The 26,445-nt window shown below is 72.1% G+C and carries 26 protein-coding genes and 1 riboswitch; of the genes, 13 read left to right on the top strand and 13 right to left on the bottom strand.

Going from position 1 to position 26,445, the window contains the following annotated elements:
• Positions 1-50: 50 nt before the first annotated feature.
• The 4 genes from nagZ (at position 51) to tatC (ending at position 3,090) form a co-directional block, all read left to right on the top strand.
• Positions 51-1,058 (top strand): beta-N-acetylhexosaminidase, encoded by a 1,008-nt coding sequence (nagZ, locus tag ASF18_RS05065; protein WP_056349923.1) that lies wholly within the window; start codon positions 51-53, stop codon positions 1,056-1,058.
• 251 nt (positions 1,059-1,309) lie between these two features.
• The gene (locus tag ASF18_RS05060) at positions 1,310-1,567 is read left to right on the top strand and encodes a twin-arginine translocase TatA/TatE family subunit (RefSeq protein WP_055950728.1); all 258 of its coding nucleotides are present in this window, start codon (positions 1,310-1,312) and stop codon (positions 1,565-1,567) included.
• Between the two features lie 117 nt (positions 1,568-1,684).
• The gene (tatB, locus tag ASF18_RS22805; protein WP_082487079.1) at positions 1,685-2,293 is read left to right on the top strand and encodes a Sec-independent protein translocase protein TatB; all 609 of its coding nucleotides are present in this window, start codon (positions 1,685-1,687) and stop codon (positions 2,291-2,293) included.
• Positions 2,290-3,090 carry a twin-arginine translocase subunit TatC gene (gene tatC / locus ASF18_RS05050; protein WP_056216387.1) on the top strand — a complete coding sequence of 267 codons (801 nt, stop codon included), beginning with the start codon at positions 2,290-2,292 and terminating at the stop codon, positions 3,088-3,090. The genes tatB and tatC overlap by 4 nt, the downstream gene beginning before the upstream one ends.
• Positions 3,091-3,101: 11 nt before the next feature.
• Here tatC and ASF18_RS05045 read toward each other — a convergent pair whose 3' ends face one another.
• Positions 3,102-3,854, bottom strand: a complete 753-nt coding sequence (locus tag ASF18_RS05045) for a lysophospholipid acyltransferase family protein (protein ID WP_056349917.1) — start codon at positions 3,852-3,854, stop codon at positions 3,102-3,104.
• A 166-nt stretch (positions 3,855-4,020) separates the two neighbouring features.
• Between ASF18_RS05045 and ASF18_RS05040 the strand changes: the two genes are divergently transcribed.
• The 3 genes from ASF18_RS05040 to ASF18_RS05030 all read left to right on the top strand — a co-directional run bounded on the left by ASF18_RS05040 (position 4,021) and on the right by ASF18_RS05030 (position 6,792).
• Positions 4,021-4,830, top strand: a complete 810-nt coding sequence (locus tag ASF18_RS05040) for an exodeoxyribonuclease III (RefSeq protein ID WP_056349915.1) — start codon at positions 4,021-4,023, stop codon at positions 4,828-4,830.
• 76 nt (positions 4,831-4,906) lie between these two features.
• Positions 4,907-6,154, top strand: a complete 1,248-nt coding sequence (locus ASF18_RS05035) for a DUF3419 family protein (RefSeq protein WP_056349914.1) — start codon at positions 4,907-4,909, stop codon at positions 6,152-6,154.
• 26 nt (positions 6,155-6,180) lie between these two features.
• Positions 6,181-6,792, top strand: a complete 612-nt coding sequence (locus tag ASF18_RS05030; protein WP_056349913.1) for a class I SAM-dependent methyltransferase — start codon at positions 6,181-6,183, stop codon at positions 6,790-6,792.
• A gap of 235 nt (positions 6,793-7,027) precedes the next feature.
• On the opposite strand, the gene ASF18_RS05025 is transcribed toward ASF18_RS05030, so the two are convergent.
• Entirely contained in the window at positions 7,028-8,494 is a 1,467-nt protein-coding gene (locus ASF18_RS05025) for an amino acid permease (protein ID WP_082487077.1), read from the bottom strand.
• Positions 8,495-8,658: 164 nt separating this feature from the next.
• Positions 8,659-8,771, top strand: a riboswitch (SAM-I-IV-variant riboswitch).
• A 64-nt stretch (positions 8,772-8,835) separates the two neighbouring features.
• Here ASF18_RS05025 and ASF18_RS05020 point away from each other — a divergent pair.
• The 3 genes from ASF18_RS05020 (at position 8,836) to pnp (ending at position 12,757) form a co-directional block, all read left to right on the top strand.
• On the top strand, positions 8,836-9,891 hold the full coding sequence (locus tag ASF18_RS05020; protein WP_056349912.1) for a low specificity L-threonine aldolase: 1,056 nt from the start codon (positions 8,836-8,838) through the stop codon (positions 9,889-9,891).
• Between the two features lie 218 nt (positions 9,892-10,109).
• Entirely contained in the window at positions 10,110-10,379 is a 270-nt protein-coding gene (rpsO, locus tag ASF18_RS05015) for a 30S ribosomal protein S15 (RefSeq protein ID WP_055950756.1), read from the top strand.
• Positions 10,380-10,585: 206 nt separating this feature from the next.
• The gene (gene pnp / locus ASF18_RS05010) at positions 10,586-12,757 is read left to right on the top strand and encodes a polyribonucleotide nucleotidyltransferase (protein WP_056349910.1); all 2,172 of its coding nucleotides are present in this window, start codon (positions 10,586-10,588) and stop codon (positions 12,755-12,757) included.
• 122 nt (positions 12,758-12,879) lie between these two features.
• Here pnp and phnN read toward each other — a convergent pair whose 3' ends face one another.
• The 8 genes from phnN to phnG are packed head-to-tail and all read right to left on the bottom strand — an operon-like array spanning position 12,880 to position 19,232.
• On the bottom strand, positions 12,880-13,416 hold the full coding sequence (gene phnN, locus ASF18_RS05005) for a phosphonate metabolism protein/1,5-bisphosphokinase (PRPP-forming) PhnN (protein ID WP_056349909.1): 537 nt from the start codon (positions 13,414-13,416) through the stop codon (positions 12,880-12,882).
• Positions 13,416-14,558 (bottom strand): alpha-D-ribose 1-methylphosphonate 5-triphosphate diphosphatase, encoded by a 1,143-nt coding sequence (locus ASF18_RS05000; protein WP_056349907.1) that lies wholly within the window; start codon positions 14,556-14,558, stop codon positions 13,416-13,418. The genes phnN and ASF18_RS05000 overlap by 1 nt, the downstream gene beginning before the upstream one ends.
• A 23-nt stretch (positions 14,559-14,581) precedes the next feature.
• Complete coding sequence (gene phnL / locus ASF18_RS04995; RefSeq protein ID WP_056349905.1) at positions 14,582-15,289, bottom strand: phosphonate C-P lyase system protein PhnL; 708 nt, start codon at positions 15,287-15,289, stop codon at positions 14,582-14,584.
• A complete protein-coding gene (phnK, locus tag ASF18_RS04990; RefSeq protein ID WP_056349903.1) occupies positions 15,286-16,056 on the bottom strand; it encodes a phosphonate C-P lyase system protein PhnK in 771 nt (256 codons plus the stop codon). The genes phnL and phnK overlap by 4 nt, the downstream gene beginning before the upstream one ends.
• Positions 16,056-17,000: an alpha-D-ribose 1-methylphosphonate 5-phosphate C-P-lyase PhnJ gene (locus ASF18_RS04985; RefSeq protein ID WP_056349899.1), complete on the bottom strand. Its 945-nt coding sequence runs from the start codon at positions 16,998-17,000 to the stop codon at positions 16,056-16,058. The genes phnK and ASF18_RS04985 overlap by 1 nt, the downstream gene beginning before the upstream one ends.
• The gene (locus ASF18_RS04980; RefSeq protein WP_056349897.1) at positions 16,997-18,136 is read right to left on the bottom strand and encodes a carbon-phosphorus lyase complex subunit PhnI; all 1,140 of its coding nucleotides are present in this window, start codon (positions 18,134-18,136) and stop codon (positions 16,997-16,999) included. The genes ASF18_RS04985 and ASF18_RS04980 overlap by 4 nt, the downstream gene beginning before the upstream one ends.
• Positions 18,127-18,789 carry a phosphonate C-P lyase system protein PhnH gene (gene phnH, locus ASF18_RS04975; protein WP_056349895.1) on the bottom strand — a complete coding sequence of 221 codons (663 nt, stop codon included), beginning with the start codon at positions 18,787-18,789 and terminating at the stop codon, positions 18,127-18,129. The genes ASF18_RS04980 and phnH overlap by 10 nt, the downstream gene beginning before the upstream one ends.
• Positions 18,789-19,232, bottom strand: coding sequence for a phosphonate C-P lyase system protein PhnG (gene phnG / locus ASF18_RS04970; protein ID WP_280138924.1), 444 nt, complete (start codon positions 19,230-19,232; stop codon positions 18,789-18,791). Before phnG ends, phnH begins: the two co-directional genes overlap by 1 nt.
• 169 nt (positions 19,233-19,401) lie before the next feature.
• Between phnG and phnF the strand changes: the two genes are divergently transcribed.
• From phnF to ASF18_RS04955, 3 genes are all read left to right on the top strand, one after another.
• Positions 19,402-20,148: a phosphonate metabolism transcriptional regulator PhnF gene (gene phnF, locus ASF18_RS04965; RefSeq protein WP_056277797.1), complete on the top strand. Its 747-nt coding sequence runs from the start codon at positions 19,402-19,404 to the stop codon at positions 20,146-20,148.
• 256 nt (positions 20,149-20,404) lie between these two features.
• Positions 20,405-22,357 (top strand): YgiQ family radical SAM protein, encoded by a 1,953-nt coding sequence (locus ASF18_RS04960; RefSeq protein WP_156649652.1) that lies wholly within the window; start codon positions 20,405-20,407, stop codon positions 22,355-22,357.
• Positions 22,358-22,422: 65 nt separating this feature from the next.
• Positions 22,423-22,938 (top strand): DUF1993 domain-containing protein, encoded by a 516-nt coding sequence (locus ASF18_RS04955; RefSeq protein ID WP_056349886.1) that lies wholly within the window; start codon positions 22,423-22,425, stop codon positions 22,936-22,938.
• Positions 22,939-23,435: 497 nt separating this feature from the next.
• On the opposite strand, the gene ASF18_RS04950 is transcribed toward ASF18_RS04955, so the two are convergent.
• The 3 genes from ASF18_RS04950 to phnE (ASF18_RS04940) all read right to left on the bottom strand — a co-directional run bounded on the left by ASF18_RS04950 (position 23,436) and on the right by phnE (ASF18_RS04940) (position 26,404).
• Entirely contained in the window at positions 23,436-24,296 is an 861-nt protein-coding gene (locus ASF18_RS04950; RefSeq protein ID WP_056277787.1) for a universal stress protein, read from the bottom strand.
• 381 nt (positions 24,297-24,677) lie between these two features.
• Positions 24,678-25,529, bottom strand: coding sequence for a phosphonate ABC transporter, permease protein PhnE (gene phnE / locus ASF18_RS04945; RefSeq protein WP_056349885.1), 852 nt, complete (start codon positions 25,527-25,529; stop codon positions 24,678-24,680).
• Positions 25,526-26,404 (bottom strand): phosphonate ABC transporter, permease protein PhnE, encoded by an 879-nt coding sequence (phnE, locus tag ASF18_RS04940; protein ID WP_056349884.1) that lies wholly within the window; start codon positions 26,402-26,404, stop codon positions 25,526-25,528. Before phnE (ASF18_RS04940) ends, phnE (ASF18_RS04945) begins: the two co-directional genes overlap by 4 nt.
• Between the last annotated feature and the right edge of the window lie 41 nt (positions 26,405-26,445).

The raw sequence follows: 26,445 nt of genomic DNA, 5'->3' as shown, positions 1-26,445 counted from the left end.
CCCGCCGGCCCAATCCACCGCGCCGATCCACCGAGGATGCGTCCCCGATCATGACCTCCCGTGCCCTGATCCTTGGTTGCGCCGGCAAGACCATCTCGGTGGAGGAGGCCGCCTTCTTCCGGGACGTGGCGCCCTGGGGTTTCATTCTGTTCAAGCGCAACATCGGCACGCCTGACGAGGTCCGGGCGCTGACCGACGCCCTGCGGGACACGGTCGGCCGCGCCGACGCCCCGATCCTCATCGACCAGGAAGGCGGCCGGGTGCAGCGCATGGGACCGCCGCACTGGCCGGCCTATCCGGCGGGGCGTCGCTTCGCCGGGCTCAACGGATCGGCCGCGACGATCGCGCATCTGGGCGCCCGGCTGATGGCCCATGATCTCGCCAGCGTCGGCATCAACGTCGACTGCGCCCCGGTCCTCGATGTGCCGGTGGCCGGCGCCCACGATGTGATCGGCGACCGCGCCTACGACACCACCCCCGACCGCGTGGCCGAGATCGGCCGGGCCGTGGCCGAGGGCCTGATGAAGGGCGGCGTGCTGCCGGTGATGAAGCACATCCCCGGCCACGGCCGCGCCGGCTGCGACAGCCACAAGGGCCTGCCGGTGGTGGAGGCGGACCTCGCCACCCTCAGCGCCCAGGATTTCGTGCCCTTCCGAGCCCTCGCCGACCTGCCGATGGCCATGAGCGCCCATGTGGTGCTCACGGCCCTCGATCCCGCCCATCCGGCGACGCAATCGGCTATCGTGATTCGCGACATCATCCGCGGCGCCATCGGCTTCGACGGCCTGCTGATGACCGACGACCTCTCGATGCACGCCCTCCAGGGCACGTTCCGGACCCGGACCGAGGCCTGCTTCGCCGCCGGAATCGATGTCGGCCTGCACTGCAACGGCGATCCGGACGAGATGCAGGGCGTCGCCGAGGGTGCCCCCGCCCTGGCCGGCGCGGCCCTGCGCCGGGCCGAGGCCGCCCTGGCCCGCCTGCCCGCCGGCCCCGACGCCTTCGACGTGCACGAGGCCCGGGCTCGCTTCGCGGCAGCCCTGTCGATGGCCGCCTGAGGTCCGGGTCGCCTGGACGCTCGGCCACCTGACGTCCCGCGCGCCGATGGCCGGACGAGGCGACAACGGCGCGCGGCTGGTCTATGACCCGGCGGTGGGCCGGAAACTTGCATGCCCGCGATGCGGCGATCGGAACGGAGCGCGCGTCACCCGCACTTCTTGTGCTCGGGGTGCCCGATCCTTAGGTTCGCCATCAATCGACACACGAGACGGCGCCGCGCAGTGTTCGGGCTGTGGCGCGGGAGGTTGCCATGGGCAGCATGAGTATCTGGCACTGGATCATCGTCGCCGGCATCGTGATGCTGCTGTTCGGCCGCGGGAAGATCTCGGACCTGATGGGCGACGTCGCCAAGGGCATCAAGGCCTTCAAGAAGGGCATGGCCGAGGACGAGACGCCGACCACCACGGCCGTGCCGCCGCCGAGCGCGGGCGAGCCGGTGCGGACGCTGCCCCACCAGGGGGAGCCCGCCACCGCCAACACGGTGTCGGCCGACCGCAAGGTCGTCTGATCCGCCACGCGAGAATGGGGCGCTGCGGCCGATCGCGGGTCTGGCGCACGGCGCCGCGACCTGCCATGGGCAGCACGCCGTGGATGGGCGGCGCAGGGTCGCGGGACAGTCGACACCATGTTTGACATGAGTTGGGGCGAGGTGATGCTGATCGGCGGCGTCGCCCTCATCGTCATCGGCCCGAAGGATCTGCCGAAGGCCCTGCGCACGGTCGGCCAGATCACCGGCAAGATGCGCCGCATGGCCGGCGAGTTCCAGTCGCAATTCAACGAGGCGATCCGCGAGGCGGAGTTCGACGAGATCCGCCGCGAGGTGGATGGGGTCAAGCGCTCGGCGAGCACGATGGGGCCGACCTTCAACCCGGTGCAGACCATCCGCGACGAGCTGAAGGGCGCTGTCGACGGCCGAACCGAGACCAAGACGACCCCTTCGCCGACCCAGGGCCTTGCCAACGTCGCCGACCAGCTGGCCGAGCGCGAGACGACGATGCCGGCCCCGCCTGCGCCGATGCCACCCGAGGCCTTGCCGGCCGAGCCCGTCCGACACGCGCCCGGCCCCGTGGAAGCGCTGCCCGATCTGCCGCCGCGCTCCGCCTCGGAAACGCCCGCTCCGGCCACGCCCCACGCCTGGACCGCCGAACCCCCGGCCGCCTTCCCCGACCCGACTCCCAGCGCGTCGCCTCGCTTCGAGACGCCGGCCAAACCCCAGCTTGATTCCGGCCGATGATCAACGAGACCGACGAAGCCGAGATCGAAGCCTCGCGGGCCCCGCTCCTCGACCATCTCATCGAATTGCGGTCGCGGCTGATCAAGTCGCTGGCCGCCTTCGTGGTGATGTTCTTCGGGTGCTTCTTCTTCTCGCGGCACATCTACAACATCCTTGTCTACCCCTACGTCTCCGTGGTGGGTGTCGAGAACGCGAAGCTGATCGCGACGCACTTCCTTGAGCAGGTGTTCACCAACATCAAGCTCAGCGTGTTCGGGGCCGGCTTCCTGGCCTTCCCGGTCATCGCCACGCAGATTTACGCCTTCGTGGCCCCGGGCCTCTATCGTAACGAGCGTCAAGCCTTCCTGCCGTACCTCGTCGCCACGCCGATCTTCTTCATCCTCGGCGCCCTGGTGGTGTTCTTCCTGGCGATGCCGCTGCTGATCCAGTTCTCGGTCTCGCTGCAGCAGATCGGGCAGCCCGGCGAGGCGACGATCGCGCTCCTGCCGAAGGTGGACGAGTACCTCTCGCTCATCATGACGCTGATCTTCGCCTTCGGCATCGCCTTCCAGCTGCCGGTGATCCTGACCCTGCTCGGTCAGATCGGCGTGATCGACACGGCGTTCCTGCGCGAGAAGCGCCGCTATGCCATCGTCCTGGTCTTCGTGGCCGCCGCCGTGCTGACGCCGCCGGACGTGATCTCGCAGCTCTCCCTCGCCATTCCGATGCTGCTGCTCTACGAGGCCTCGATCTTCTCGGTGGCCCGCGTCGAGCGCCGCCGGGCCGCCAAGCGCAAGGCCGAGGGGCTCGACCCGTAAGGCTTTCGGTCCTACGGGGCCTCGACCGGCAGGGGCGAGGCGACGGGGGCGGCAGGATCACGCCAGCGGTTCAGCTCGGCATCGATCGCCCCTTGCGTCCCGCGCATGAACTCGGCGCCGCTCAGGCCCGGGGGCAGGGGCGGAAGGTAGCTCACCGTCACGGCGCCGGGGCTGTGGCGGGCGCCCCCGTGGGGCCAGTACAGGCCGGAATTCACCGCCACCGGCAGCACCGGCAGGCCGAGCTTGGCGTAGAGCAGCTCGACCCCGCGCTTGAACTGGACCGGCTCGGCGATGCCGCCGCGGGTGCCTTCCGGAAACATCAGCACCGAGCGTCCCTGCGCGATCGCCGCGCGGCTCTCGTCGATCATCACCCGCAGGGCCTGGGTGCCGTTGGCCCGGTCGATGATGATCATCGGCGAGCGGCGCAGGAACCAGCCGACGATGGGGATCGCCACCAGCTCGCGCTTGGCCACGATGGCGACGTTGGGCACCAGCACGAGGAAGGCCAGGGTCTCCCAGGCCGACTGGTGGTTGGCCACGATGAGACAGGGCTCGGCCGGGATGCGGTCGCGGCCCTCCTCGACATAGGTGAGCCCGACGATGCGGGCGAGGCCGAACAGGATGCCCCGCGACCACAGGCGGGTGAAGGCGCGGATGGGCCGCGCCGGCGCGCCCAGCAGGGCGAGCACCGCCAGCGGCACGATGAACAGGGCGGTCCAGCCGGCCCAGTAGGCGTTGAAGAGCGCGGAACGGATGCGCGACACGTGACGATCCCTCGATCTCGCCCCGGGCGCGATCCCTCGCGGATCAGGAGCCCCAGGCGCGGCATTTCCCCGGCGACGGCGGCGGCGATCCGGTCTATGCCGGCCCGCCGCGCCGACGCGCGCACGATCCTTTAAACATTTTCCAGTCTCACGCGAGCCGAACGCCGTGCGCCTCACCGTCACCACCTGGAACATCAACTCGGTGCGCTTGCGCATCGATTCGGTCCTGCGCTTCCTCGCCGAGGCCCAGCCGGACGTGCTCTGCCTGCAGGAGACGAAGTGCCCGGACGACGCGTTTCCGCTGAAGGCCCTGCGGGGCTCCGGCTACGAGCACGTCGTGTTCGCCGGCCAGAAGGGCTACAACGGCGTCGCGATCCTGTCGCGCTTTCCCCTCCTCACGCGCGACGTGATGGCGTTCTGCGAGCGCCAGGACGCGCGTCACATCTCGGCGGTCCTCGGCCCCGAAGCCGGGACGGCGGCCGGGATCGTCCTGCACGATTTCTACGTGCCGGCCGGCGGCGACGTGCCCGACCGCGGCCTCAACCCGAAATTCGCGCACAAGCTCGACTTCCTCGACGAACTGCGCGCCTGGGGCGGCCGTCGGGTCACGGGCCCCGCGATCCTGGTCGGCGACCTCAACGTGGCGCCCCTGGAGCACGACGTCTGGTCGCACAAGCAGCTCCTCGACGTGGTGAGCCACACCCCCATCGAGACCGAGCGGCTCGAGACCCTGAGGGGCGAGGCCGGTTGGGTCGATGCCGCCCGCCTGCTCGTGCCGGAGCCGACGAAGATCTACACGTGGTGGAGCTACCGCTCCCCCGACTGGTCGGCGGCCGACAAGGGCCGGCGCCTCGACCATGCCTGGGTCTCTCCCGACCTCGCCGGCACGGTGCGCGACATGACGGTTGCCCGCCATGTCCGGGGCTGGGACCGCCCCTCCGACCATGCGCCGGTGACGCTGACCCTGGAACTCTGAGGGCTGTCACCGGCCGGTCATGCGCGAGGCGTAGGGGCGGCGTCCATCATCCCCGATGGACAGCCCGAGAGCCCGCATGAATCCCGCAGCACGGGCGGTCCGCCGCGAAACCAGCCTCGGCCTGACCCAGGCCGTGCATCGCAGCCGCGCCCTGTCCCGCGCCGGCCTGTCCGAACGGCTGTTCACCCTGGCCTTCAGCGGGCTGGTCTATCCCCAGATCTGGGAGGATCCGGCGGTCGATCTGGAGGCCCTGGCGCTGGGGCCGGAGGACCACGTCGTCGCCATCGCGTCGGGCAGCTGCAACGTCCTGTCCTACCTCACCGCCGATCCGGCGCGGATCAGCGCGGTCGATCTTAACGGCGCGCACATCGCCCTGGGGCGCCTCAAGCTCGCGGCCCTGACGCGGCTGCCGGATTCGGCAGCCTACCTGCGCTTCTTCGGGCGGGCCGACAGGGCCGACAACATCGCCGCCTACGATGCATGGATCGCGCCCCACCTCGACGCCACCGCGCGCGCCTACTGGGAGGCCCATCGCCTCGACGGGCGCCGGCGCATCGCCGCCTTCTCGGAGAACGTCTTCGGCCACGGCCTGCTCGGGCGCTTCATCGGGACCGGGCATCGGCTGGCCCGGCTCTACGGCTGCGACCTCTCCGCCGTCCTCAAGGCCCGCGACCGCGCCGAACAGCGCAGCCTGTTCGCGGCGCACGTGGCCCCCCTGTTCGAGAAGCGCCTCGTGCGCTGGCTGATCCGGCGCCCGGCCTCCCTCTACGGCCTCGGGATTCCCCCGGCCCAGTACCGCGCCCTCGCCCAGGACCACCCGGGCGGCATGGTCGACGTCCTGCGCCACCGCCTGGAGCGCCTCGCCTGCGACTTCGAGCTCGCCGACAACTACTTCGCCTGGCAGGCCTTCGGCCGGGGCTACGCCCCCGGTCCCGACGCCGCCCTGCCGCCCTACCTGCAGCCGCGCCATTTCGAGACCCTGCGGGCCCGGGCCGGACGCGTGAGCTACCGCCAGCAGTCGATGACGGCGTTCCTGGCCGCCAGCCCCGACCGGAGTGCGGATGCCTACGTGCTCCTCGATGCGCAGGACTGGATGAGCGACGCCGACCTGACCGCCCTGTGGACCGAGATCACCCGCACCGCCCGGCCGGGCGCACGGGTCATCTTCCGCACGGCCGCCGACGAGCGCTGCCTGCCGGGCCGGGTGCCGGACGGGATCCTGGACGCCTGGGACTATGCCGAGGCCGAGAGCCGCGCGGGACAGGCCCGCGACCGCTCGGCCATCTACGGCGGCTTCCATCTCTACCGTCGGCGGGCGGCGTGAGCGACGCCGCGCGGGCGATGGACCGGATGTACCGGCGCCAGCGCCATTTGTACGACGCCAGCCGCAAGTTCTATCTCCTCGGGCGTGACCGGGCGATCGCGGACCTCGCCGTGCCGGCGGGCGGTTCGGTGCTGGAGATCGGCTGCGGCACCGGACGCAACCTCGTGCGCATCGCCCGAAGCTACCCGGAGGCCGCCTGCCACGGCCTCGACGTCTCGGCGGCAATGCTCGCCACGGCCGCCCGCAGCGTCGCACGTGCCGGGCTCCAGCCCCGCATTCGCCTCGCGCGCGGGGACGCCACGGCCTTCGACCCGGAGGCCCTCTTCGGGCGGGCCCGCTTCGACCGGATCGTGATCTCCTACGCCCTGTCGATGATCCCGCCGTGGGAGCGGGTGCTGGCCCAGGCCGCCGGACACCTCGCGCCAGGCGGCCAGCTCCACGTGGTGGATTTCGGCGATCAGGCGGGCCTGCCGCGGCCCGCCCGCAGCCTCCTCAACCGATGGCTCGCGGCTTTCGCGGTGACGCCGCGCGCAGATCTGCCGCGGGCGGTCGCGGCCGTGGCCTTCGCTCTGGACGCCGAGGCGCGGGTGCAGCAGCGCTTCCGCGGCTACTGCGTGCACGCGGTGATCACGCGCTGAGGCGGTGCAGGACCCTCCCGGCGACCGACGATCGCAGAGATTGATTCAGCCGTCTCCGGAACGCCCGGGCCCGACCCCGCATTGGGTTTCCGACGCGGCGGCTTCCAGGCCGCCCACCCCAACCGGAGGTTTTCCCATGCGCAAGCTCCTCGTCGCCTTCCTGCTCCCGAAGCTCGTCTCCTATCTGCGCCGGCGCTATTCCGGCCGTCCGAGCCCGCGCCACTACTCCTGAGGTTCAGCGCGCCGCGCCCGCCCCGAGGCCCGGCGCGCGCAGCCGCGCCGCCCGTCGACCGTAGCCGAGGTAGATCGCCAGCCCCACGACGAGCCACACGGCGAGCCGCAACCAGGTGTCTCCGGGCAGGCCGAGCATCAGTGCGAGGCAAGACAGGATGCCGAGGATCGGCACCACCGGCATGCCCGGCACCCGGAAGGGGCGGGGGCGCCCCGGATCCGTCCGGCGCAGCACCAGGACGGCGGTGCAGATCACCAGAAAGGCGAAAAGGGTGCCGATGCTCACCAGTTCGCCGAGGAGATCCATCGGAACCAGCCCCGCCACCAGGGCCGTCACCGCGCCGATGGTGACTTGGCTGGCGGCCGGCGTGCGAAAGCGCGGATGCACCCGTGAGAAGGCCGGCGGCAACAGACCGTCGCGCGCCATGGCGTAGAAGATCCGGGCCTGCCCGTAGAGGGCGGCGAGCGCCGCCGTGGTCAGGCCGAGGATCGCCCCGATCTTGATCGCCACCGCGAAGGCCCCGAAGCCGATCGCCTCCACCGCCTTGGCGATGGGGTCGGGCACGTCGAGGGCCCGGTAGGGGACGAGGCCGGTGAGCACCGCGGCCACCGCCACGTAGAGCACTGTGCTGATCGCCAGCGACCCCAGGAGCCCGATCGGCGCGTCGCGCTGGGGGCGGCGCGTCTCGCCCGCCGCCGTCGAGATCGTCTCGAAGCCGATGAAGGCGAAGAACACCACGCCGGCCCCGCGCAGCACGCCGCTCCAGCCGAACGTGCCGAAGGGGCCGGTGTTCTCCGGCACCAGGGGAGACCACAGGCCCACATCCACATGGGCGGCACCGATGCCGACGAAGGACAGGATGATCGCGACCTTGATCGCCACCATCACGGCGTTCACCCGGGTCGATTCGCGGTTGCCACGCACGAGGAGCAGGGTCAGCAGGCCGATGACGGCCGCCGCCGGCAGGTCGAACCATGCGGCGCCCCCGCCGGGCAGGGGGGTGAAGGGAGCCGCCGACAGAAACGCAGGCAGGTGCAGGCCGGCATCGGCGAGGAGGGAGCGAGCGTAGCCCGACCAGCCCACCGCCACGGTCGCAGCGCTCATCGCGTATTCGAGAACGAGATCCCAACCGATGATCCAGGCGCAGGCCTCGCCGAGGGTTGCGTAGGCATAGGTGTAGGTGCTGCCCGGGGCCGGCACCATCGCGGCGAGCTCGGCATAGCAGAGCGCGACGAATCCGCAGGCGATGCCGCCGAGCACGAAGGACAGGGTCAGGCCGGGGCCGGCATAGTTCGCCGCCGCCGTGCCGGTGAGGACGAAGATGCCCGCCCCGATGGTAGCACCCACGCCGAGGGCGACGAGGTCGAACGCCGAGAGCGAGCGCGGCAGGCGCGAGGATTCCTTGCCCTCGGCGTCGGCCGCCAGGATGTCGGCGACGGATTTGCGCGCGGTGAGGCTGTTGCCCGTCATCGCCAGGACCTTCGCATGACGGTGGATCGCGGGCCAGTCGGCGCAAGTCCCGGGCCAGGCAGGGGGTGCCGAGCACTCGCCCCGGATTTCACGCCACGATCTAGTTCCCGCACCAGGCGGCAACCTGTCCGTGTTGTCAGAGCCGGCCCCCTCTGGTAAATCATGGGCCGCATCAAGAGTCGGGGCGATCCCTGACGCCAACCTGCTCTCCCGGGCAAGGTGGCACCCTCCGGCAATCGGCGGGGATGTGGCCGGACCGGCAACCAAACGGGCTTCGCCATATCTCTGTTCGGCCGGTCGCTGCACTCCCGATGCGGACCTTGGCCAGACGAGAGCGACCCATGCCCCCCGAGCCCCAGCAATTCGCGAGCGACAACTACGCCGGCATCTGCCCCGAGGCCTGGGCCGCCATGGACGCGGCCAATCGCGGCTCGGTACCGGCCTACGGCGAGGACCCGTGGACGAAGCGGGCGGCCGACGCCTTCAGGACCCTGTTCGAGACGGACGCCGCCGACGTCTTCTTCGCCTTTAACGGCACCGCCGCCAACGCCCTGGCCCTGGCCTCTCTCTGCCAATCCTACCACAGCGTCATCTGCTCGGCCTCGGCCCATGTCGAAACGGACGAGTGCGGCGCGCCCGAGTTCTTCTCCAACGGCTCGAAGCTGCTCGTGGTGGCGAGCCCCGACGGCAAGCTCGACCCGGCCCTGATCCGGGGCGTCGCCACGGGGCGCTCGGACATCCATTTCCCCAAGCCCCGCGTGGTCACGATCACCCAGCCCACCGAGACGGGGCAGCTCTACAGCCTCGCCGAGATCCGGGCGATCGCCGCCACCTGCCGGGATCTCGGCCTGCACCTCCACATGGACGGGGCGCGCTTCGCCAATGCCTGTGCCAGCCTCGGCTGCAGCCCCGCCGACATGACCTGGAAGGCCGGCGTCGACCTCCTTTGCTTCGGCGGCACCAAGAACGGCATGGCGGCGGGCGAGGCGATCCTGTTCTTCGACGCCGCCCTGGCGGAGGATTTCGGCTACCGCTGCAAGCAGGCGGGGCAGCTCGCCTCGAAGATGCGCTTCCTCTCCGCTCCCTGGGTCGGGGTGCTGGAGGACGGGGCCTGGCTGCGTCACGCGACCCACGCCAATGCCTGCGCGCAGAGCCTCGCCGCCGCCGTGGCCGATGTGGCGGCCTTCGACCTGATGTTCCCGGTGGAGGCCAACGCCGTGTTCCTGCGCGCCGCGCCCGAGCACCTCGAGGCCCTGCGCGCCCGGGGCTGGCGCTTCTACACCTTCATCGGCGGCGGTGCCCGTTTCATGTTCGCCTGGGATTCGGACCCGGCCCGGATCGAGGCCCTGGCGGCGGACATCCGCGCCGTGGGCGCCTCGGTCTCCGTGGCGGCCTGAGACGTCGATTTCTCCCTGCGACGGACGGAGGGCTGGCGTCAGGGCCGGTTTCGTGTATGGTCCGCGCCGCTCCGACCCGTATGAACGGGGCCGGGGCACAAGCTGCTTGTGGGCCTGACCGTGCTGGACGACATCCCGGCACCGGCCTTCCGCGAGCGTGGCGCGGCCCTCCTGACGAGGCCGCCCGTTTCCGAAAACCCGGACCGAAAGGCACTGCGATGTCGATCACGGCAGAGCGCAAGACCGCGCTCATCAAGGAATACGCGACCGGCGGCAAGGACACCGGTTCTCCGGAGGTCCAGGTGGCGATCCTCACCGAGCGGATCACCAACCTCACCGGCCACTTCAAGACCCATGGCAAGGACAACCATTCCCGCCGCGGACTCCTGAAGATGGTCTCGCAGCGCCGCTCGCTGCTCGACTACGTCAAGCGCAAGGACGAGGCCCGCTACCGCAGCCTCATCGAGCGTCTCGGCATCCGCCGCTAAACACGGCGTTCACGCGGTTCCGGGCCCGGCCCGGGACCGCGTTTTGACAGTTCGGGCTGCCGGAATGGGTCCGGCCACCCGAAGACCCGGGCGACTTGAAGGCGGATGCGTCGGGGACAGGATCGCGGGGGGCGCGGCGCGCGGCGCCCCCCGCCATCTTGCCCCTGACGGCGCCGGGTTCGCCCGACCGCAGGAAGGCTAGACATATGTTCGATATCCAACGCGAAGAGCTGATGTGGGGCGACCGCAAGCTCGTCCTCGAGACGGGCAAGGTCGCCCGCCAGGCCGACGGTTCCGTCATGGCGACCTACGGCGAGACCTCGGTGCTCGCCACCGTCGTGTCCGGCAAGGAGCCCAAGGCCGGCATCGATTTCCTGCCCCTCACGGTGAACTACCAGGAGCGCGCCTACGCCGCCGGCCGAATCCCCGGCGGGTACTTCAAGCGCGAAGGCCGTCCGTCCGAGAAGGAGACCCTGGTCTCCCGCCTGATCGACCGCCCGATCCGCCCCCTCTTCGTCGAGGGCTGGCGCAACGACACCCAGGTGGTCGTCACCGTCCTGACCCACGACCTCGAGAACGACCCCGACATCCTCGCGATGGTCGCGGCCTCCGCCGCCCTGACCCTGTCGGGCGTGCCCTTCATGGGCCCGATCGGCGCCGCCCGCGTCGGCTACGTCAACGGCCAGTACACCCTGAACCCGCACGTGGCCGACCTCGAGGCTTCGACCCTCGACCTCGTCGTCGCCGGCACCCAGGACGCCGTCCTGATGGTCGAGTCCGAGGCCAAGGAACTCGGCGAGGAGGTCATGCTCGGCGCCGTGATGTTCGGCCACAAGCACTTCCAGCCGGTCATCGAGGCGATCATCCGCCTCGCCGAGAAGGCCGCCAAGGAGCCCCGCAACTTCCAGGCGCCGGAGAACGGCGACGTGGAGCAGGCCGTCCTCGACGTGTGCGAGGCCGACCTGCGCGCCGCCTACAAGAACACCGTCAAGCAGGAGCGCTACGCCGCCGTCGACGCCGTGAAGGCGAAGGTGGTGGCCGCGCTCTGCCCCGCCGAGGGCGAGGCCCGTTTCCCGGCGGAGAAGGTCAAGGCCGCGTTCAAGGAAGCGCAGTCGAAGGTCGTGCGCTGGAACATCCTCGACACGGGGTCCCGAATCGACGGACGCGACGTGCGCACCGTGCGCCCGATCGAGTCCCAGGTCGGCGTGCTGCCCCGCGCCCACGGTTCCTCGCTGTTCACCCGCGGCGAGACCCAGGCCCTCGTGGTCGCCACCCTCGGCACCGGCGAGGACGAGCAGTTCATCGACGCGCTGGAAGGCACCTACAAGGAGACCTTCCTGCTGCACTACAACTTCCCCCCCTACTCGGTGGGCGAGACCGGCCGCATGGGCTCCCCGGGCCGTCGCGAGATCGGCCACGGCAAGCTCGCCTGGCGCGCCGTGCACCCCGTGCTGCCGCCGGCCCACGAGTTCCCGTACACGATCCGCGTCGTGTCCGAGATCACCGAGTCCAACGGCTCCTCCTCGATGGCCTCCGTCTGCGGCGCCTCGCTGTCGCTGATGGATGCGGGCGTGCCCCTGCGCCGTCCGGTGGCGGGCATCGCCATGGGCCTCATCCTCGAGGGTGAGCGCTACGCCGTGCTGTCCGACATCCTCGGCGACGAGGATCACCTCGGCGACATGGACTTCAAGGTGGCGGGCACGGAAGCCGGCATCACCTCGCTGCAGATGGACATCAAGATCGCGGGCATCACCGAGGAGATCATGAAGGTCGCCCTGCATCAGGCGCAGGAAGGCCGCGTCCACATCCTCGGCGAGATGGCGAAGGCCCTGACCGATGCCCGTCCCGAGCTCGGCGAGTACGCGCCGCGCATCGAGACCATGCAGATCCCCACCGACAAGATCCGGGAAGTGATCGGCACCGGCGGCAAGGTGATCCGCGAGATCGTCGAGAAGACCGGCGCCAAGATCAACATCGACGACACCGGCACGGTGAAGATCGCCTCCAGCGACGGCAAGGCCATCAAGGCCGCCTACAACTGGATCCGGTCCATCGTGGCGGAGGCCGAGCCGGGCATGATCTATGACGGCACCGTCGTGAAGACGATGGAGTTCGGCGCTTTCGTGAACTTCTTCGGCGCCAAGGACGGCCTCGTCCACATCTCGGAGCTCGCCGCCCAGCGGGTCGCCAAGGTGACGGACGTCGTCAAGGAGGGCCAGAAGGTCAAGGTGAAGTTCCTCGGCCAGGACGACCGCGGCAAGATCCGCCTGTCCATGAAGGTCGTCGACCAGGAGACCGGCGAGGACCTCACCGAGAAGCTCAAGGCCGAGCGCAACGCCGAGCAGGACCGCGCCCGCGGACCTCGCCAGGAGGCGTAGGCCATCCGATCCGGCCGGGTGCGCGAGCGCCCGGCCGCACGGTCAGAACGAGAAGAGCGCGGTCCCGCCGGGGCCGCGCTCTTCTCGTTTGGACAGCGCCTTGACCCGCGATCGGCCGCGGCTCAGGGCGCCCGCTCCCGCAAGTGCGCGACCAGCACGGCGGCGGCGCTGTCCGGATCGCGATCGTTCCAGATCGTGCACTCGGCCGCGATCGGGACGACGCGGTCGAGGCGGGTGCGCAGGTCGCCGTCCTCGGGCCGGGCGCGGGCGGCGAGGCGCCGGGCCAGCACCTCGGGGGCCGCCGTGATGGCGACGACGCCGACCTGTGGCAGGGTCCGCCGCGCCTCCTCGACGATCCGGCGGGAAACGTTGCAGACCACCAGCCGTCCGGCCCGCGCCAGCTCCACGGCGTTGCCGGGAATCGCGTAGCCGAGACCGTGCGCCCGCCAGTGCAGGGCGAAGGCGCCGGCGGCGGCGCCTTCGGTGAAGGCCTCCTCCGTGAGGGCGACGTTGTCCTCGTGGGCCGAGGGTGCGCGGGTGATGAGGCGGCGCGGGAAGACGAAACGGGGATCACCGCCCAGCGCGTCCCGCGCCAGCCGCAGCAGGGTGTCCTTGCCGGCACCGCTCGGGCCGACCACGAGGGTGAAGCCGCCCGCCATCACACCACCCGCTCGCCGGCGCGCCACACCTGGCGCACCACCGGCACGCCCCGGGCGAGGCGGACGCGGACGAGGTCGGCGCGCAGGCCCGGCGCCAGCCGGCCGCGATCGGTCAGGCCGGTGGCGCGGGCGGGGTTCGCCGTCACGGTGGCGATGGCGTCCGGCAGGGTGATCCCGGGGACGCGCTCGGGCAGCCCGAAGGCCGCCATCAGCAGGCTCGCCGGCACGTAGTCCGAGGACAGGATGCTGAGGGTGCCGGCCTCCGCCAGGGTATGGGCCGCGACGTTGCCGGAATGCGAGCCGCCCCGGATCAGGTTGGGCGCCCCCATCATCACGGTGATGCCGGCCGCGTGCGAAGCCTCCGCCGCCTCCAGGGTGGTGGGGAACTCGGCGAGGACCACCGATTCCTCCCGCGACAGCGCGACATCGGCCAGGGTGGTGTCGTCGTGGCTGGCGAGGGGGATGCCGTGCGCGTGGGCGAGGGCCACCAGGGCGGGCCGGTTCACGGCGTTGAGGGCGCGGCCGTCGCGCATCTTGCGGGCGGTGCTGCGTTTTATCTCCTCGAGGGAGCGGCCGCCGCGCCCGGCATACACGTAGTACTTGTCGACGTCACGGAACTGGCGCTGGCCCGGCGTGTGGTCCATCAGCGACAGCAGGCCGATGGGGTAGCGCCCCGCGAAGGCGCGCACGGTCTCGACCACGTCGGGGGAGGGGATCTCGCAGCGCAGGTGCGTGCGGTGCTCGGCCCGGAACAGGCCGGCCTCCCCGGCCTCCGCCAGGGCGGCGGCGAGCAGGTCCAGCTCGGTGCCGAGGCCGCTGCCGTCCGGGTCGGTGCCGGCGCGCAGCGAGTCGAACACCGTGGTGATGCCCGACGCCGCGATCTGCGCATCGTAGGCCAGCACCGCCCCGAGGGGATGCCAGCGCACACCGGGGCGCGGGGCGTAGTGGCTCTCCAGGTGGTCGGTGTGGAGCTCGACGAGGCCCGGAATGAGGGTGTCGCCGGCGCAGTCGAGGCCGCGCTCGGGGGCGCGACCGGTGCCGATCTCGGCGATGCGCCCGTCGGCCACGGCGAGCCAGCCGTCCTCGACCCGGTCGGGCAGGACCAGGCGGGCGTTCTCGAGGATCTGGACCCGGTCCGTCATGCTTGCCTGTTCCCGATCCCGAATCATGCCGCCAGCGCCCCGTGGAAGGCCGAGACGTCAACGATGCGCGTCGCCACCGCCTGGCGCACGTCCGCATCGTGGAAGATGCCGAGGATGGCGGTGCCGGCGGCCCGCTTCTCGGTGATGAGGTCCACCACCACGGCGCGGTTCCGCGCGTCGAGGGAGGCGGTGGGCTCGTCCAGGAGCAGGATGGGCCGGTCGGCGATGAGGCCGCGGGCGATGTTCACCCGCTGCTGCTCGCCCCCCGAGAAGGTGGCGGGCGGGAGGGCCCAGAGGCGCTCGGGCAGGTTGAGGCAGGCCAGGAGGTCGCCCGCCCGGGTCCGGGCCGCCGCGGGGGCGAGGCCGCCCTCGAGGCCGGCGGCCTCCACCACGGCGCGGGCGCCGACCCGGGGAATCACCCGCAGGAACTGCGAGACGTAGGACAGCGTGGTGCGGCGCAGCCCCAGGATCTCGCGCGGCGCGGCCGTGGCGAGGTCGACGATGCGGGCCCCGTCGCGGACCCGGATCGCCCCGGCGGCGCAGCGATAGTTGCCGTAGGCCATCTTCAGCAGGGAGGACTTGCCCGCGCCGGAGGCACCGCCGAGCACGACGCACTCGCCCGGATGGACCGCCAGGGTGGCGCCGGCGATGACGGGCAGCACGGCGCCGCCGCGCAGGTGCAGGGTGAAGCTCTTGGCCACGTCTTCGAAGGCGAGGAGGGGGGGCGTCATGCGGCGAGTACCGAGGAGACGAGGAGCTGGGTGTAGGCGGCCTGCGGATCGTCGAGGACCTGGTCGGTCAGGCCGGTCTCGATCACCCGGCCCGCCCGCATGACGAGGACGCGGTGCGAGAGCAGGCGCGCCACGGCCAGGTCGTGGGTGACGATGATGACGGCGAGGCCGAGCTCGGCCACCAGGCCCCGGATCAGGTCGAGGAGACGGGCCTGGACCGAGACGTCGAGGCCCGAGGTCGGCTCGTCCATGAGGACGAGGCGGGGGGCGGTGACGAGGTTGCGGGCGATCTGCAGGCGCTGGCGCATGCCGCCGGAGAAGCGCGTCGGCGGGTCGTCGACCCGGTCGGGGGCGATCTCGACCCGGGCGAGCCAGTCGAGGGCGGTGGCGCGGATGCGGCCGTAATGGCGGTCGCCGATGCCCATCAGGCGCTCGCCGACATTGCCCCCGGCCGAGACCGCCATGCGCAGGCCCTGCGTCGCGTCCTGGCGCACGAACCCCCAATCCGTGCGCATGAGCGCGCGGCGCTCGACCGCGCTCAGCGTATCGAGGTCGCGCGTCGCGCCGTCGCGCATGCGGTAGGCGACCGATCCGGCATCGGCCGCGACCTCGCCGGCGACGAGCGAGAGCAGGGTCGACTTGCCGGAGCCGGATTCGCCGACCACCGCCAGGACCTCGCCGGGGTAGAGGGTGAAGCCGATGCCGTCGCAGGCGAGGCGCCGGCCGTAGCGCTTGGTCAGGCCCTCGACGCTCAGGAGCGGGTCCATCACGCGGCCTCCCCGGTCTGGCCGTCGGCGCGGCGGGTCTCGCCAAGGCAGCTCTCGCCAAGCCGGCTCTCGCCAAGCCGGCTCTCGCAATGGTCGGTGTCCGAGCAGACGAACATCCGCCCGCCGGCATCGTCGAGGACGACCTCGTCGAGATAGACGCCCTCGGCGCCGCAGAGGGCGCAGGGGCGGTCGAAGCTCTGGACCCGGAAGGGGTGGTCCTCGAAGTCGAGGCTGCGCACCCGCGTGTAGGGCGGGATCGCGTAGATGCGCTTCTCGCGCCCAGCGCCGAAGAGCTGGAGGGCGGGGCAGTCGTCCATCTTGGGGTTGTCGAATTTCGGGGTCGGGGAGGGGTCCATCACGTAGCGGCCGGCCACCTCCACCGGATAGGCGTAGGTGGTGGCGATGTGGCCGTGGCGGGCGATGTCCTCGTAGAGCTTCACGTGCATGAGGCCGTACTCGGCCAGCGCGTGGAGCTGGCGCGTCTCGGTCTCGCGCGGTTCGAGGAAGCGCAGGGGCTCGGGGATCGGCACCTGGTAGACGAGGACCTGCCCCTCGACGAGCGGCGCCTCCGGGATGCGGTGGCGGGTCTGGATCACGCTGGCCTCGGCCGTGCGCGTCGTCGTGGCGATTCCCGCGGTGGCGGTGAAGAAGCGCCGGATCGAGACCGCGTTGGTGGTGTCGTCGGCGCCCTGGTCGATCACCTTGAGGACGTCGGCGGCGCCGAGGATCGCGGCGGTGACCTGCACGCCGCCGGTGCCCCAGCCGTAGGGCATCGGCATCTCGCGGGCGGCGAAGGGCACCTGGTAGCCCGGGATCGCGATGGCCTTGAGGATGGCCCGGCGGATCATCCGCTTCGTGCCCGCGTCGAGATAGGCGAAGCTGTAGCCGGGGCCGGCCGAGACGGTGACGGCGGCGGGCGCCGCGGCGGGATTGGACGGGTTCATTCGGCGGCCTCCCGCAGCGGCGATTCGTCGGATTCGGGCGGAGGCGCCGCCGCCCGGGCGGCGTGCTCGGCGCGCAGGCGCCGCACCAGTTCGAGCTCGGCCTGGAAATCCACGTAGTGCGGCAGCTTCATGTGCTCGACGAAGCCCGTGGCCTGCAGGCTGTCGCAATGGGCCAGCACGAATTCCTGGTCCTGGGCCGGCACCGCCACGGCCTCGCCGAGTTCGGCGGCCCGGAGCGAGCGGTCCACCAGGGCCATGGCCATGGACTTGCGCTCGCCCTGGCCGAAGACGAGGCCGTAGCCCCGGGTGAATTGCGGCGGCACCGCCCCGTGGCCGTGGAACTGGTTGATCATCTGGCACTCGGTCAGGTCCACCGTGCCGAGGCCGACCGGAAAGCCGAGTTCCTCCGGGGTGAATTCGAGGTCCACCGCCCCGACCCGGATCTCGCCGACGAAGGGGTGGGTGCGGCCGTAGCCGCGCTGCGTCGAGTAGCCGAGGGCGAGGAGGAAGCCCTCGTCGCCCCGGGCCAGCGCCTGGAGCCGCACCGCCCGGTCGACGGGGTAGTCCACCGGCTCGCGGGTGAGGTCGCCCACGGGGGCGCCCGCGTCCGGGGGCGAAGGTTCGAGCAGGCCGGCCTGCCCCAGGAGGTCGGTGACCCGCGGGCAGGCGGCGGCATCGGCCTCCGGCTCCGCCTCGGCGGCGGGATCGGGGGAGCGGTCTCGCGAATCCCCGTCGGCCAGGCCGAAATCCACGAGGCGGTGGGTGTAGTCGAAGGTCGGGCCGAGCACCTGCCCGCCGGGCAGGTCCTTGAAGGTGGCGGAGATGCGCCGCGCCAGGGTCATCGCGCCGGTGTCGACCGGCTCGGTGGCGCCGAAGCGCGGCAGGGTGGTGCGGTAGGCCCGCACCAGGAACACCGCTTCGACCACGTCGCCCCGGGCCTGCTTCAGGGCGAGGGCGGCCAGATCGGGATCGTAGAGGGAGCCCTCGGTCATCACCCGGTCGACGAGGAGGCGCATCTGCTCGCGGATCTGCGCCACGGTGAGCTCGGGCACGGCCGGGTCGCCGCGCCGGACCTCGGCCAGGAGGCGGTGGGCGTTGTCGATGGCGGCCTCGCCGCCCTTGACCGCTACGTACATGGCAGAGCCTCCGAACCCGGCAAAGCTTCGGCGCCGACGGGCCGGGCCGAGCGCGGCAGCCCGGCGAGGCGGCCCGGCGCCACGAACAGACAGTCGATCCCGAGCGGGAAGCCCGCATGGTTCGCGGCCCAGCGCGCGGCCCAGTCGGCGGGCAGGGGGCCGGCGTCGAGCCGCGCCGTGCCGCGGATGCCGGGTCCCGCGAAAACCTGCCCCGCGAAACCCGGCCCCGTGAAACCCGGCCCTGCCTCGTCGGAGAGGGTGTCGACGGCCAGGATCAGCGTGGCGGAGGCATCCGGGTAGGCGGGGGTGCCTTGGGCGAAATCCGTGAAGGGCGGGCAATGGGCCGGATCGGCGATCAGCGCGAAGGCGGCATCTCCGGGGGCCGCGACCAGGGGCGCCCCGGTGTGGAAGCGCAGGAAGCCGGCGACCGCCGGGTCCGCCCGGAGCGGCGCATCGAGCCAGACCGGCGTGTCGGCGTCGGTGAGGGCCAGGGCCAGGGCCGCGAGCTCGGGAGTGAGGGGGCCGGGAGGCGCCAGGGCGGTGACCAGGGGGCGGATCCGCCCGGGCCGGCTCAGGGCCTCCATCGCGGCGCGGAAGACGACCTGGCCTTCGTGGACGGGATCGGCGAAGCCGGGGGCGAGCCTGTGGGCCATCAATCCTCGCCCCGCGCCAGGGTGAAGAAGGTGACCCGGGTGGCCGCCGCCTTCCGGGCGGCCCGTTGCGCCGCCTCCGCCCGGCGGCCGGCGATCTCCGCCAGCGCCGCCTCGAGAGCGGGCCGCGCCTCCGGGCGCTGCCAGTGGGCATCCAGGATGGCGGCGAGGCGGGCGCGGGCCCGGTCGCGGCCGAGATGGTAGGCGAAGCCGGTCTCGCCCCCGGGCAGGCGCACCGCCGCCCGGGTCACCGTGGTCTCGCCGGCGTTGAAGGGCCGGCCGTCGCCGCCGATCCGCCCGCGGACCATGACGAGGCCCGTCTCGGGCGCCCGCAGGTCCTCCGCCTCGGGGGCGGCGCCGGCCCGCGCCAGGGCGGCCAGCAACTCGTCCGCGGAGGCCTGGCCGGCCCGCGCCATCGCCCGTTGGCGCGGGGCAAGGTCTGGCATCCCGGGCCCGGGTGGTGTTTGGCTGGCGCTCGGCATCGGTCGGTCTCCAAACCTGTCTATATGTGTAGACAAGTGGATGATCGGGCGCAAGGGCTTTCGAGGACGCCGTGCATTTCGAGGACACCATGCCTTTCGAGGACACCATGCAGACGACGCACGCGAGCCACCCATGACCGAGGCGGGCGACAGCCGCGTGACGGCGCTCCAGCGCGGGGGCGGCCTCGCCGCCTGGCGGCAGATCGCGGACGCCCTGGCGGACGAGATCCGCGGCGGGACCCTGGCGGCCGGGGCGCAGCTGCCGGCCGAATCGGCGCTCGCCGCGCGCTTCGGCGTGAACCGGCACACGGTGCGCCGGGCGCTCGGCGTGCTCGCCGAGGGCGGGCTGGTGCGGACCACGCAGGGGCGGGGCAGCTTCGTGGAGCAGGGCCCGATCGCCTACCCGATCGGCCCGCGCACCCGCTTCTCCGAGATCGTCTCGCGCACCGGGCGCGAGGCCTGGGGCGACCTGATCGCGGCCGCCACCAACCCGGCGGATGCGGACTGGGCCGAGGCCCTGGGGATCGCCCCGGGCGCGCCGATCCTCGAACTCCTCACCGTGCACCGTGCCGACGGCGCCCCGATCTCGACGGCCCGGACCTGCCTGCCCCTGCCGCGCTTTACCGGCTTCGACGCCGCCTACGCCGCCAGCGGCTCGCTCACCCGCGCCTATGCGGGCTTCGGGGTGGCCGACTACACCCGGCTCTCCACCCGGATCGGTGCCCGCCCGGCCAGCCCCGAGGAGGCGGAGCGCCTGGACATCGCCCCCGGCCGCACCCTGATCGCCCTGTCCAGCGTGAACGTGGACGGCGCGGGCACCCGCATCCAGGCCACCCGCAGCCTCTTCGCCGCCGACCGGGTGGAGCTGGTGGTGGAGTGAGGCGGGCTCCGATTCGGCCGGGGCGGGCGACGTGCTGGCAGTACAGGAAAGGCCAGGAGACGGACGAGGCGGACGGGCACGGCTTCGCGGCCGGTCCGATGTGGTCGCGGCACCCGGCCGCCGCGGGCTTCGTTGAGATCGCGGCCCGGGCGGGCTATGCACGGGCCCCATGGACCTCCAAGCTCCCGTGAGTCGCTCCGTGGCTCCCCTCGCCTGCACGCCGCCGCTGAACCGGACGGCGGCGCCGTTCCTGCCCATGAGCCGCGCCGAGATGGACCGGCTCGGGTGGGACGCCTGCGACATCGTCCTGGTGACGGGGGACGCCTACGTGGACCACCCGAGCTTCGGCATGGCCATCATCGGCCGGCTGCTCGAGGCGCAGGGCTTCCGGGTCGGCATCATCGCGCAGCCGGACTGGCAATCGGCGGAGCCGTTCAAGGCCCTGGGCCGGCCGACGCTGTTCTTCGGCGTCACCGGCGGCAACCTCGATTCGATGGTGAACCGCTACACGGCGGACCGGCGCCTGCGCAGCGACGACGCCTATACGGCCGGAGGCGAAGGCGGCGCCCGGCCGGACCGCTGCACCATCGTCTACACGCAGCGCTGCCGCGAGGCCTACAAGGACGTGCCGATCATCCTCGGCGGCATCGAGGCCTCGCTGCGCCGCATCGCCCATTACGATTACTGGTCCGACAAGGTGCGCCGCTCGATCCTGGCGGATGCCAAGGCCGACCTGCTCCTCTACGGCAATGCCGAGCGCGCCGTGGTCGAGGTGGCCAACCGCCTCGCGGCCGGCGAGGCCCCGCAGGATCTCCACTCCGTCCGGGGCGTCGCCCTGTTCCGCCGGGTGCCCGAGCCCTACACCGAGTTGCCCGCCGACGACCTCGATTCGGCCGACGAGGCCGCCAGCCGCCGCCCCGGCGAGACCGTGATCCGGCTCCCCGCCTACGACGAGGTCAAGGACGACAAGGAGGCCTATGCCCGCGCCTCGCGGGTGCTGCACCGGGAGGCCAATCCCGGCAACGCGCGCCCCCTCGTCCAGCGCCACGGCGACCGCGACCTGTGGCTGAACCCGCCGCCGATCCCGCTCTCCAGCGACGAGATGGATGCGGTCTACGACCTGCCCTACGCCCGCGCGCCCCATCCGTCCTACGGCGACGCCAAGATCCCCGCCTGGGACATGATCAAGTTCTCGGTGACGATCATGCGCGGCTGCTTCGGCGGCTGCACCTTCTGCTCCATCACCGAGCACGAGGGCCGCGTCATCCAGAACCGCTCGGAGGGTTCGATCCTGCGCGAGATCGAGCACATTCGCGACAAGACGCCGGGCTTCACGGGCGTGATCTCGGATGTCGGCGGGCCGACGGCGAACATGTACCGGATGGCCTGCAAGGACCCGAAGATCGAGGCGGCCTGCCGGCTGCCGTCCTGCGTCTTCCCCGACATCTGCCCGAACCTGAACACCTCGCACGACGACCTGATCCGGCTCTACCGCAAGGTCCGCGAGGTGGAGGGCGTCAAGAAGGTGATGGTCGCCTCCGGCGTGCGCTACGACCTCGCGGTTAGGAGCCCCGAATACGTCGAGGAGCTCGTGACCCACCACGTCGGCGGCCGTCTCAAGATCGCTCCCGAGCACACCGAGCGCGGCCCCCTCGACCTGATGATGAAGCCGGGCATCGGCACCTACGACCGCTTCAAGGAGATGTTCGACGCCGCCGCCCAGAAGGCCGGGAAGAAGTACTACCTGATCCCGTACTTCATCGCGGCCCATCCGGGCACGACCGACGCGGACATGCTCAACCTCGCCCTCTGGCTCAAGAAGAACGACTACCGCGCCGATCAGGTCCAGACCTTCCTGCCCTCGCCCATGGCGACGGCGACGACCATGTACCACACCGAGATCAACCCCCTGCAGGGCGTGCGGCGCGGCGGCAGCGAACCGGTCGACGCGATCAAGGGGCTGCGGCAGCGCCGGCTGCACAAGGCGTTCCTGCGCTATCACGACCCCGAGAACTGGCCCCTGCTGCGCGAGGCGCTGCGGGCGATGGGCCGGGCGGATCTCATCGGGCCGCGGCCGGACCAGCTGGTTCCGGTCTCGCAGCCGCCGGGAACGGGCTCCGGGGCGGGCAAGGGGCGGGGCCAGCCGCAGCCTGCGCGCCATCCGGGCGCGCCGCGCTTCACCACGAAGGGCGTGCCGCTGCGGAAGTGACGGTCCCGCGCGCCATGTGCGCGGTCTCACCGCATCCGGGGCGACAGGTGCCCTACGTCCCCCGGATGAGCATCCCCATCCGCGACGTCAGCGTCCCGATCTTCGTCAACGCCCTGCGCAGCATGAGCGCGTGGCTCGACAAGGCGGCATCGGAACAGCCGGAGGCCGCGTTGATCGACCGGCGGCTGGCGCCGGACATGAAGCCCCTGCCGGCCCAGTATCAGATGGCCTCCGACAGCGCGAAGAACGCGGTGGCCCGGCTCGCCGGGATCGAGGCGCCCGCGATGCCCGACGTCGAGACGACCTTCGCCGAACTCCAGGCGCGCTGTGCCAGGACGATCGCCTTCGTCGAGGGCGTCGATCCGGCCGCCTTGAGCGCCGAGCGCGAGGTGGAGCTGAAATTCCCGAACGGCATGGGATACCGCTTCAGCGGGCAGGCGTATCTCACCGGCTTCGCGCTTCCGAACTTCTTCTTCCACGTCACCACCGCCTACGGCATCCTCCGCAGCGCCGGGGTGGGCCTCGGCAAGATCGACTACCTCCAGCATCTCGGCCCGCCGACCCTCCCCACGACGAAGTAGGCGCGCCAGGCGCCCGAAACCCGAGACCGGGCGCTCGTCGCCGGCCTGCCGGTGGACGCCGTGGCGGCCGATCCGCCCCCCGGCAGGACCCGGATCGTGACGGCCGGGCCGGATCAAGGCGGGCGCGCGCGGGACGAGCCAGGATGTCCCGGCCCGGGGACCGATTGCCCCCGGGCAGAGGATGGGATGCGGGCGGGCCGACGACGTCCCGAACTCACTCGACGAAGCCCCAGGCGGCGTCCCGCGCGCGCCGGTCGTCCTCGTCCATCGGGCGCATCCAATCATCCGGGCAAGGAGTTCGGCACGGATCTCGGCAGGCATCCCCGGCGACCGCCGGTGCGGCGGGCGGCGCGGGCCGGACCGGGGATGCCGGTTCCCCCGCGCGGCGCGGGCCGGGCCGGGGCGGATCGCCCGCCCGCGCTCCCCGTCCCGGGGTCCGACCGCCGACGTGTCGTCTTGGAATCGTCATGGAAGCCCTCCTCAATGGGCCAGGAATCTCAATGGGCCAGGAACAGCGCCGCCGGGCTGCCCCGAAGGAGCGCCCGGGTGACGCCGCCGAAGAAGAACTCCCGGATGGGGGAATGCCGGTAGGCGCCGGCCACGATCAGGTCGGCCCGGAGCATCCGCGCCCGGTCGCACAGCGTCTCCGCGATGCCGTCCGCCACCGGCAGGTCGACGACCGTGACGGCCACGCCGTGGCGCGCCAGATGGGGGGCGAACTCGGCGCCCGGCACGGCGGCATGGAGGTCCTCCGGGTCGGCGACGCAGACGATCTCCACCACCTCAGCCGCGCGCAGGAACGGCAGCGCGTCGTTGGCCGCCCGCGCCGCCTGCGCGCTGCCGTCCCAGGCCACGACGATCCGCTGCGCGGAGAAGGCCTCGATGCCCGGCGGCACGGCGATGACGGGGCGTCCGCTGATGAACAGGGCCTTCTCGACGATCTCGCGATCGATGTCGTAGGTCCGGGAGCCCGCGTCGAGGACCGTCAGGTCGTGCAGGCGCGCCTGCCTCGCGAGCCGGCCCACGATCTCCGGGAAGGGCAGGCTCGGCGTCTCGACCGTGCAGATCACGCCCGCCTGCGCCGCATCCCCGGCCACGCGGTCCGCGACGGAGCGAGCCAGCGCATCGAGGCGCCGGTCGATGGCGGCCACGCCGTCGAGGTCGAACGCGCCGAGCCAGGCATCGTCGCCGGTCAGCCGCCACGAGGCCGACTGGACCGTCAGGTGGGCGCCCGCGGCTCTCGCGAGGGTCAGCCCGTAGCCGATGGCGGCGGAGGCCTCCGGGCGGTCGGATTCGATGGCGGTCCCGACGAGGATGTCGCGGATGGCAGAGAGCGGCGAAGGAACGGCCTGGGACATCGTTCGTCTCCCGATTGAGCCGCCCTCAGCCTCGGCCGGTTTCGAACGATCCGCCTTGATCCACCTCAAGTCATCGCGCAGGCCCGATCCCGGCGAACGCGGCCGGGCGGGATTTCCACTGCGTGCCGCGAAGACGAGACGCACCACCACGGACCCAGGAAGGCCTGGGATGCGCGGGACAGCCCGCCCCTGCGATGACGTCCCGACCCGGGAGCTTTCCGGCAGGACGTCCCCGACGGCGCCCGCCCTCGGCGAGATGCGCCGATGCCTCGGACGTTCGCCCGGCGGCTCGATCCCCCATGCGGCGACCGGCCGGCCCGGGGCGGACGATCCGGGCCGCGTCAGACCCGATCCGCCCCATCTCGCCGCGGGACCGACCGCCTAGCGCGCGGCCCCGCCGATCAGGGCCCGGCGCAGGCGTCCCGAGACGGCGTCGATGAGGGCCACGGTCACCAGGATCATCAGGATCAGGAAGGCGACCTGGCGCAGTTCGAGGACGCGGATCAGCTCGCTGAGATACTGGCCGATGCCGCCCGCGCCGACGATGCCGATGATGGTGGCCGAGCGGGTGTTCGATTCGAAGAAGTACAGCACCTGGCTGCCGAGCACCGGCAGCACCGCCGGGATCAGCCCGAAGCGGATGCGGTGCAGCGCGGTGCCGCCGGAGGCGGAGACGCCCTCGCCGGCCTTGGCGTCGGCGGTCTCCACCGCCTCGGAGAACAGCTTGCCCAGCGCCCCGACATCCGCGCACGCGATGGCGAGCGCCCCGGCGAAGGGGCCGAGCCCGACGACGTTGATCCAGATCAGGGCCCAGATCAGCACGTCGACGGAGCGCATCACGTCGAGGCCGCGCCGGACGGTGAAGTGCACGAAGGGGTTCGGCACCACGGTGCGGGCGGCCAGGAACGCCACCGGAAAGGCCACGAGCGCGGCCGTCAGCGTGCCGATGAAGGCGATGCCGAGGGTCTCGGCCAGCGCCTGGAGGAAGGCGAAGGCCCGGCCGCCGGTCTCGGGCGGCCACATCAGCAGGCTGAACTCGCCGAGGCGGCCGAGGCCGGCCAGCAGGCGCGCGCCGGAGACATCGAGGCGCACCAGGGCGTAGGCCGCCAGGGCGGCGAGGCCGGCCAGCGCCAGGACCGCCAGGAGGCGCCCCCGCCAGGCCGGTCGGAAGCTGTCGGGAAAGCGCCGGCGCAGGGCGGCGATCTCGGCCGGGGTCGGGTCGGGGCCGGTCATCGCAGGCCCCCGAGCAGCCCGTGGCGCAGGCGCTCGGTGCCGAGGTCGATCGCCATCACGGTGAGGATGATCAGGACCAGGATGGCGCTGACGTCGGCGTAGTAGAAGTTGCGGATCGCCACGAGGAGCTCCTGCCCGATGCCGCCGGCGCCGACGAAGCCCATGACGCCGGCACCCCGCACGTTGATCTCGAAGCGCAGCAGCCCGTAGGAGACGAAGTTCGACAGCACCTGCGGCAGCACGGCGAAGCGCAGGGTCTCGATCCGCCCGGCCCCGGCGGCGGTGAGGCTTTCCACCGGCCGCATGTCGATGTTCTCGACGACCTCCGAGAACAGCTTGCCGAGCGCCCCCGTGCTGTGGATCGCCAGGGCCAGCACGCCCACCATCGGCCCGAGGCCGAAGGCGATGACGAAGAGCAGCGCGAACACGATCTCGGGCACGGTGCGGCAGAATTCGAGCCCGCGCCGCACCAGGATGCAGACCGTCCGGCTGCCCGTCACGTTGGCGGCGGCGGAGAAGCACAGGAGGACGCCGCCGATCGCCCCCAGGAGGGTGCCGAGATAGGCCATCAGCAGGGTCTCCCCCAGGAGCCCGAGCCATTTCGGCCCGCCCCAGTACCATTCGGCCAGGTCCCCCGGCAGGTTCGCCCAGGTCAGGGGTGGCAGGATCTGGACGATGTAGTCGGTGAAGCGGCCGAGATGGGTCGCCAGCACCCAGGGGCGCACCTCCGCGGCCCAGGCAGCGAGCCCGGTGAGGACGACGAGCCCGGCGAGGCCCGCCCAGGTCCGGCGCCGGGTCGCGGCGACGGCGGCGTCGTAGGCCCCCGCCAGGGCGGCGGCCCGGTCCGGGGGCAGGGGCGCGATCCGCTCAGGCATCGGTCGTCCCCGGCGCGCCCCCGCGCCCACGGCTCGTGACG

Origin of the sequence: Methylobacterium sp. Leaf89, from assembly GCF_001422215.1 — a bacterium.
GTDB lineage: Bacteria > Pseudomonadota > Alphaproteobacteria > Rhizobiales > Beijerinckiaceae > Methylobacterium.
The sequence above is the reverse complement of the archived record's forward strand: the minus strand, read 5'-3'. Positions and strand labels throughout refer to the sequence as shown.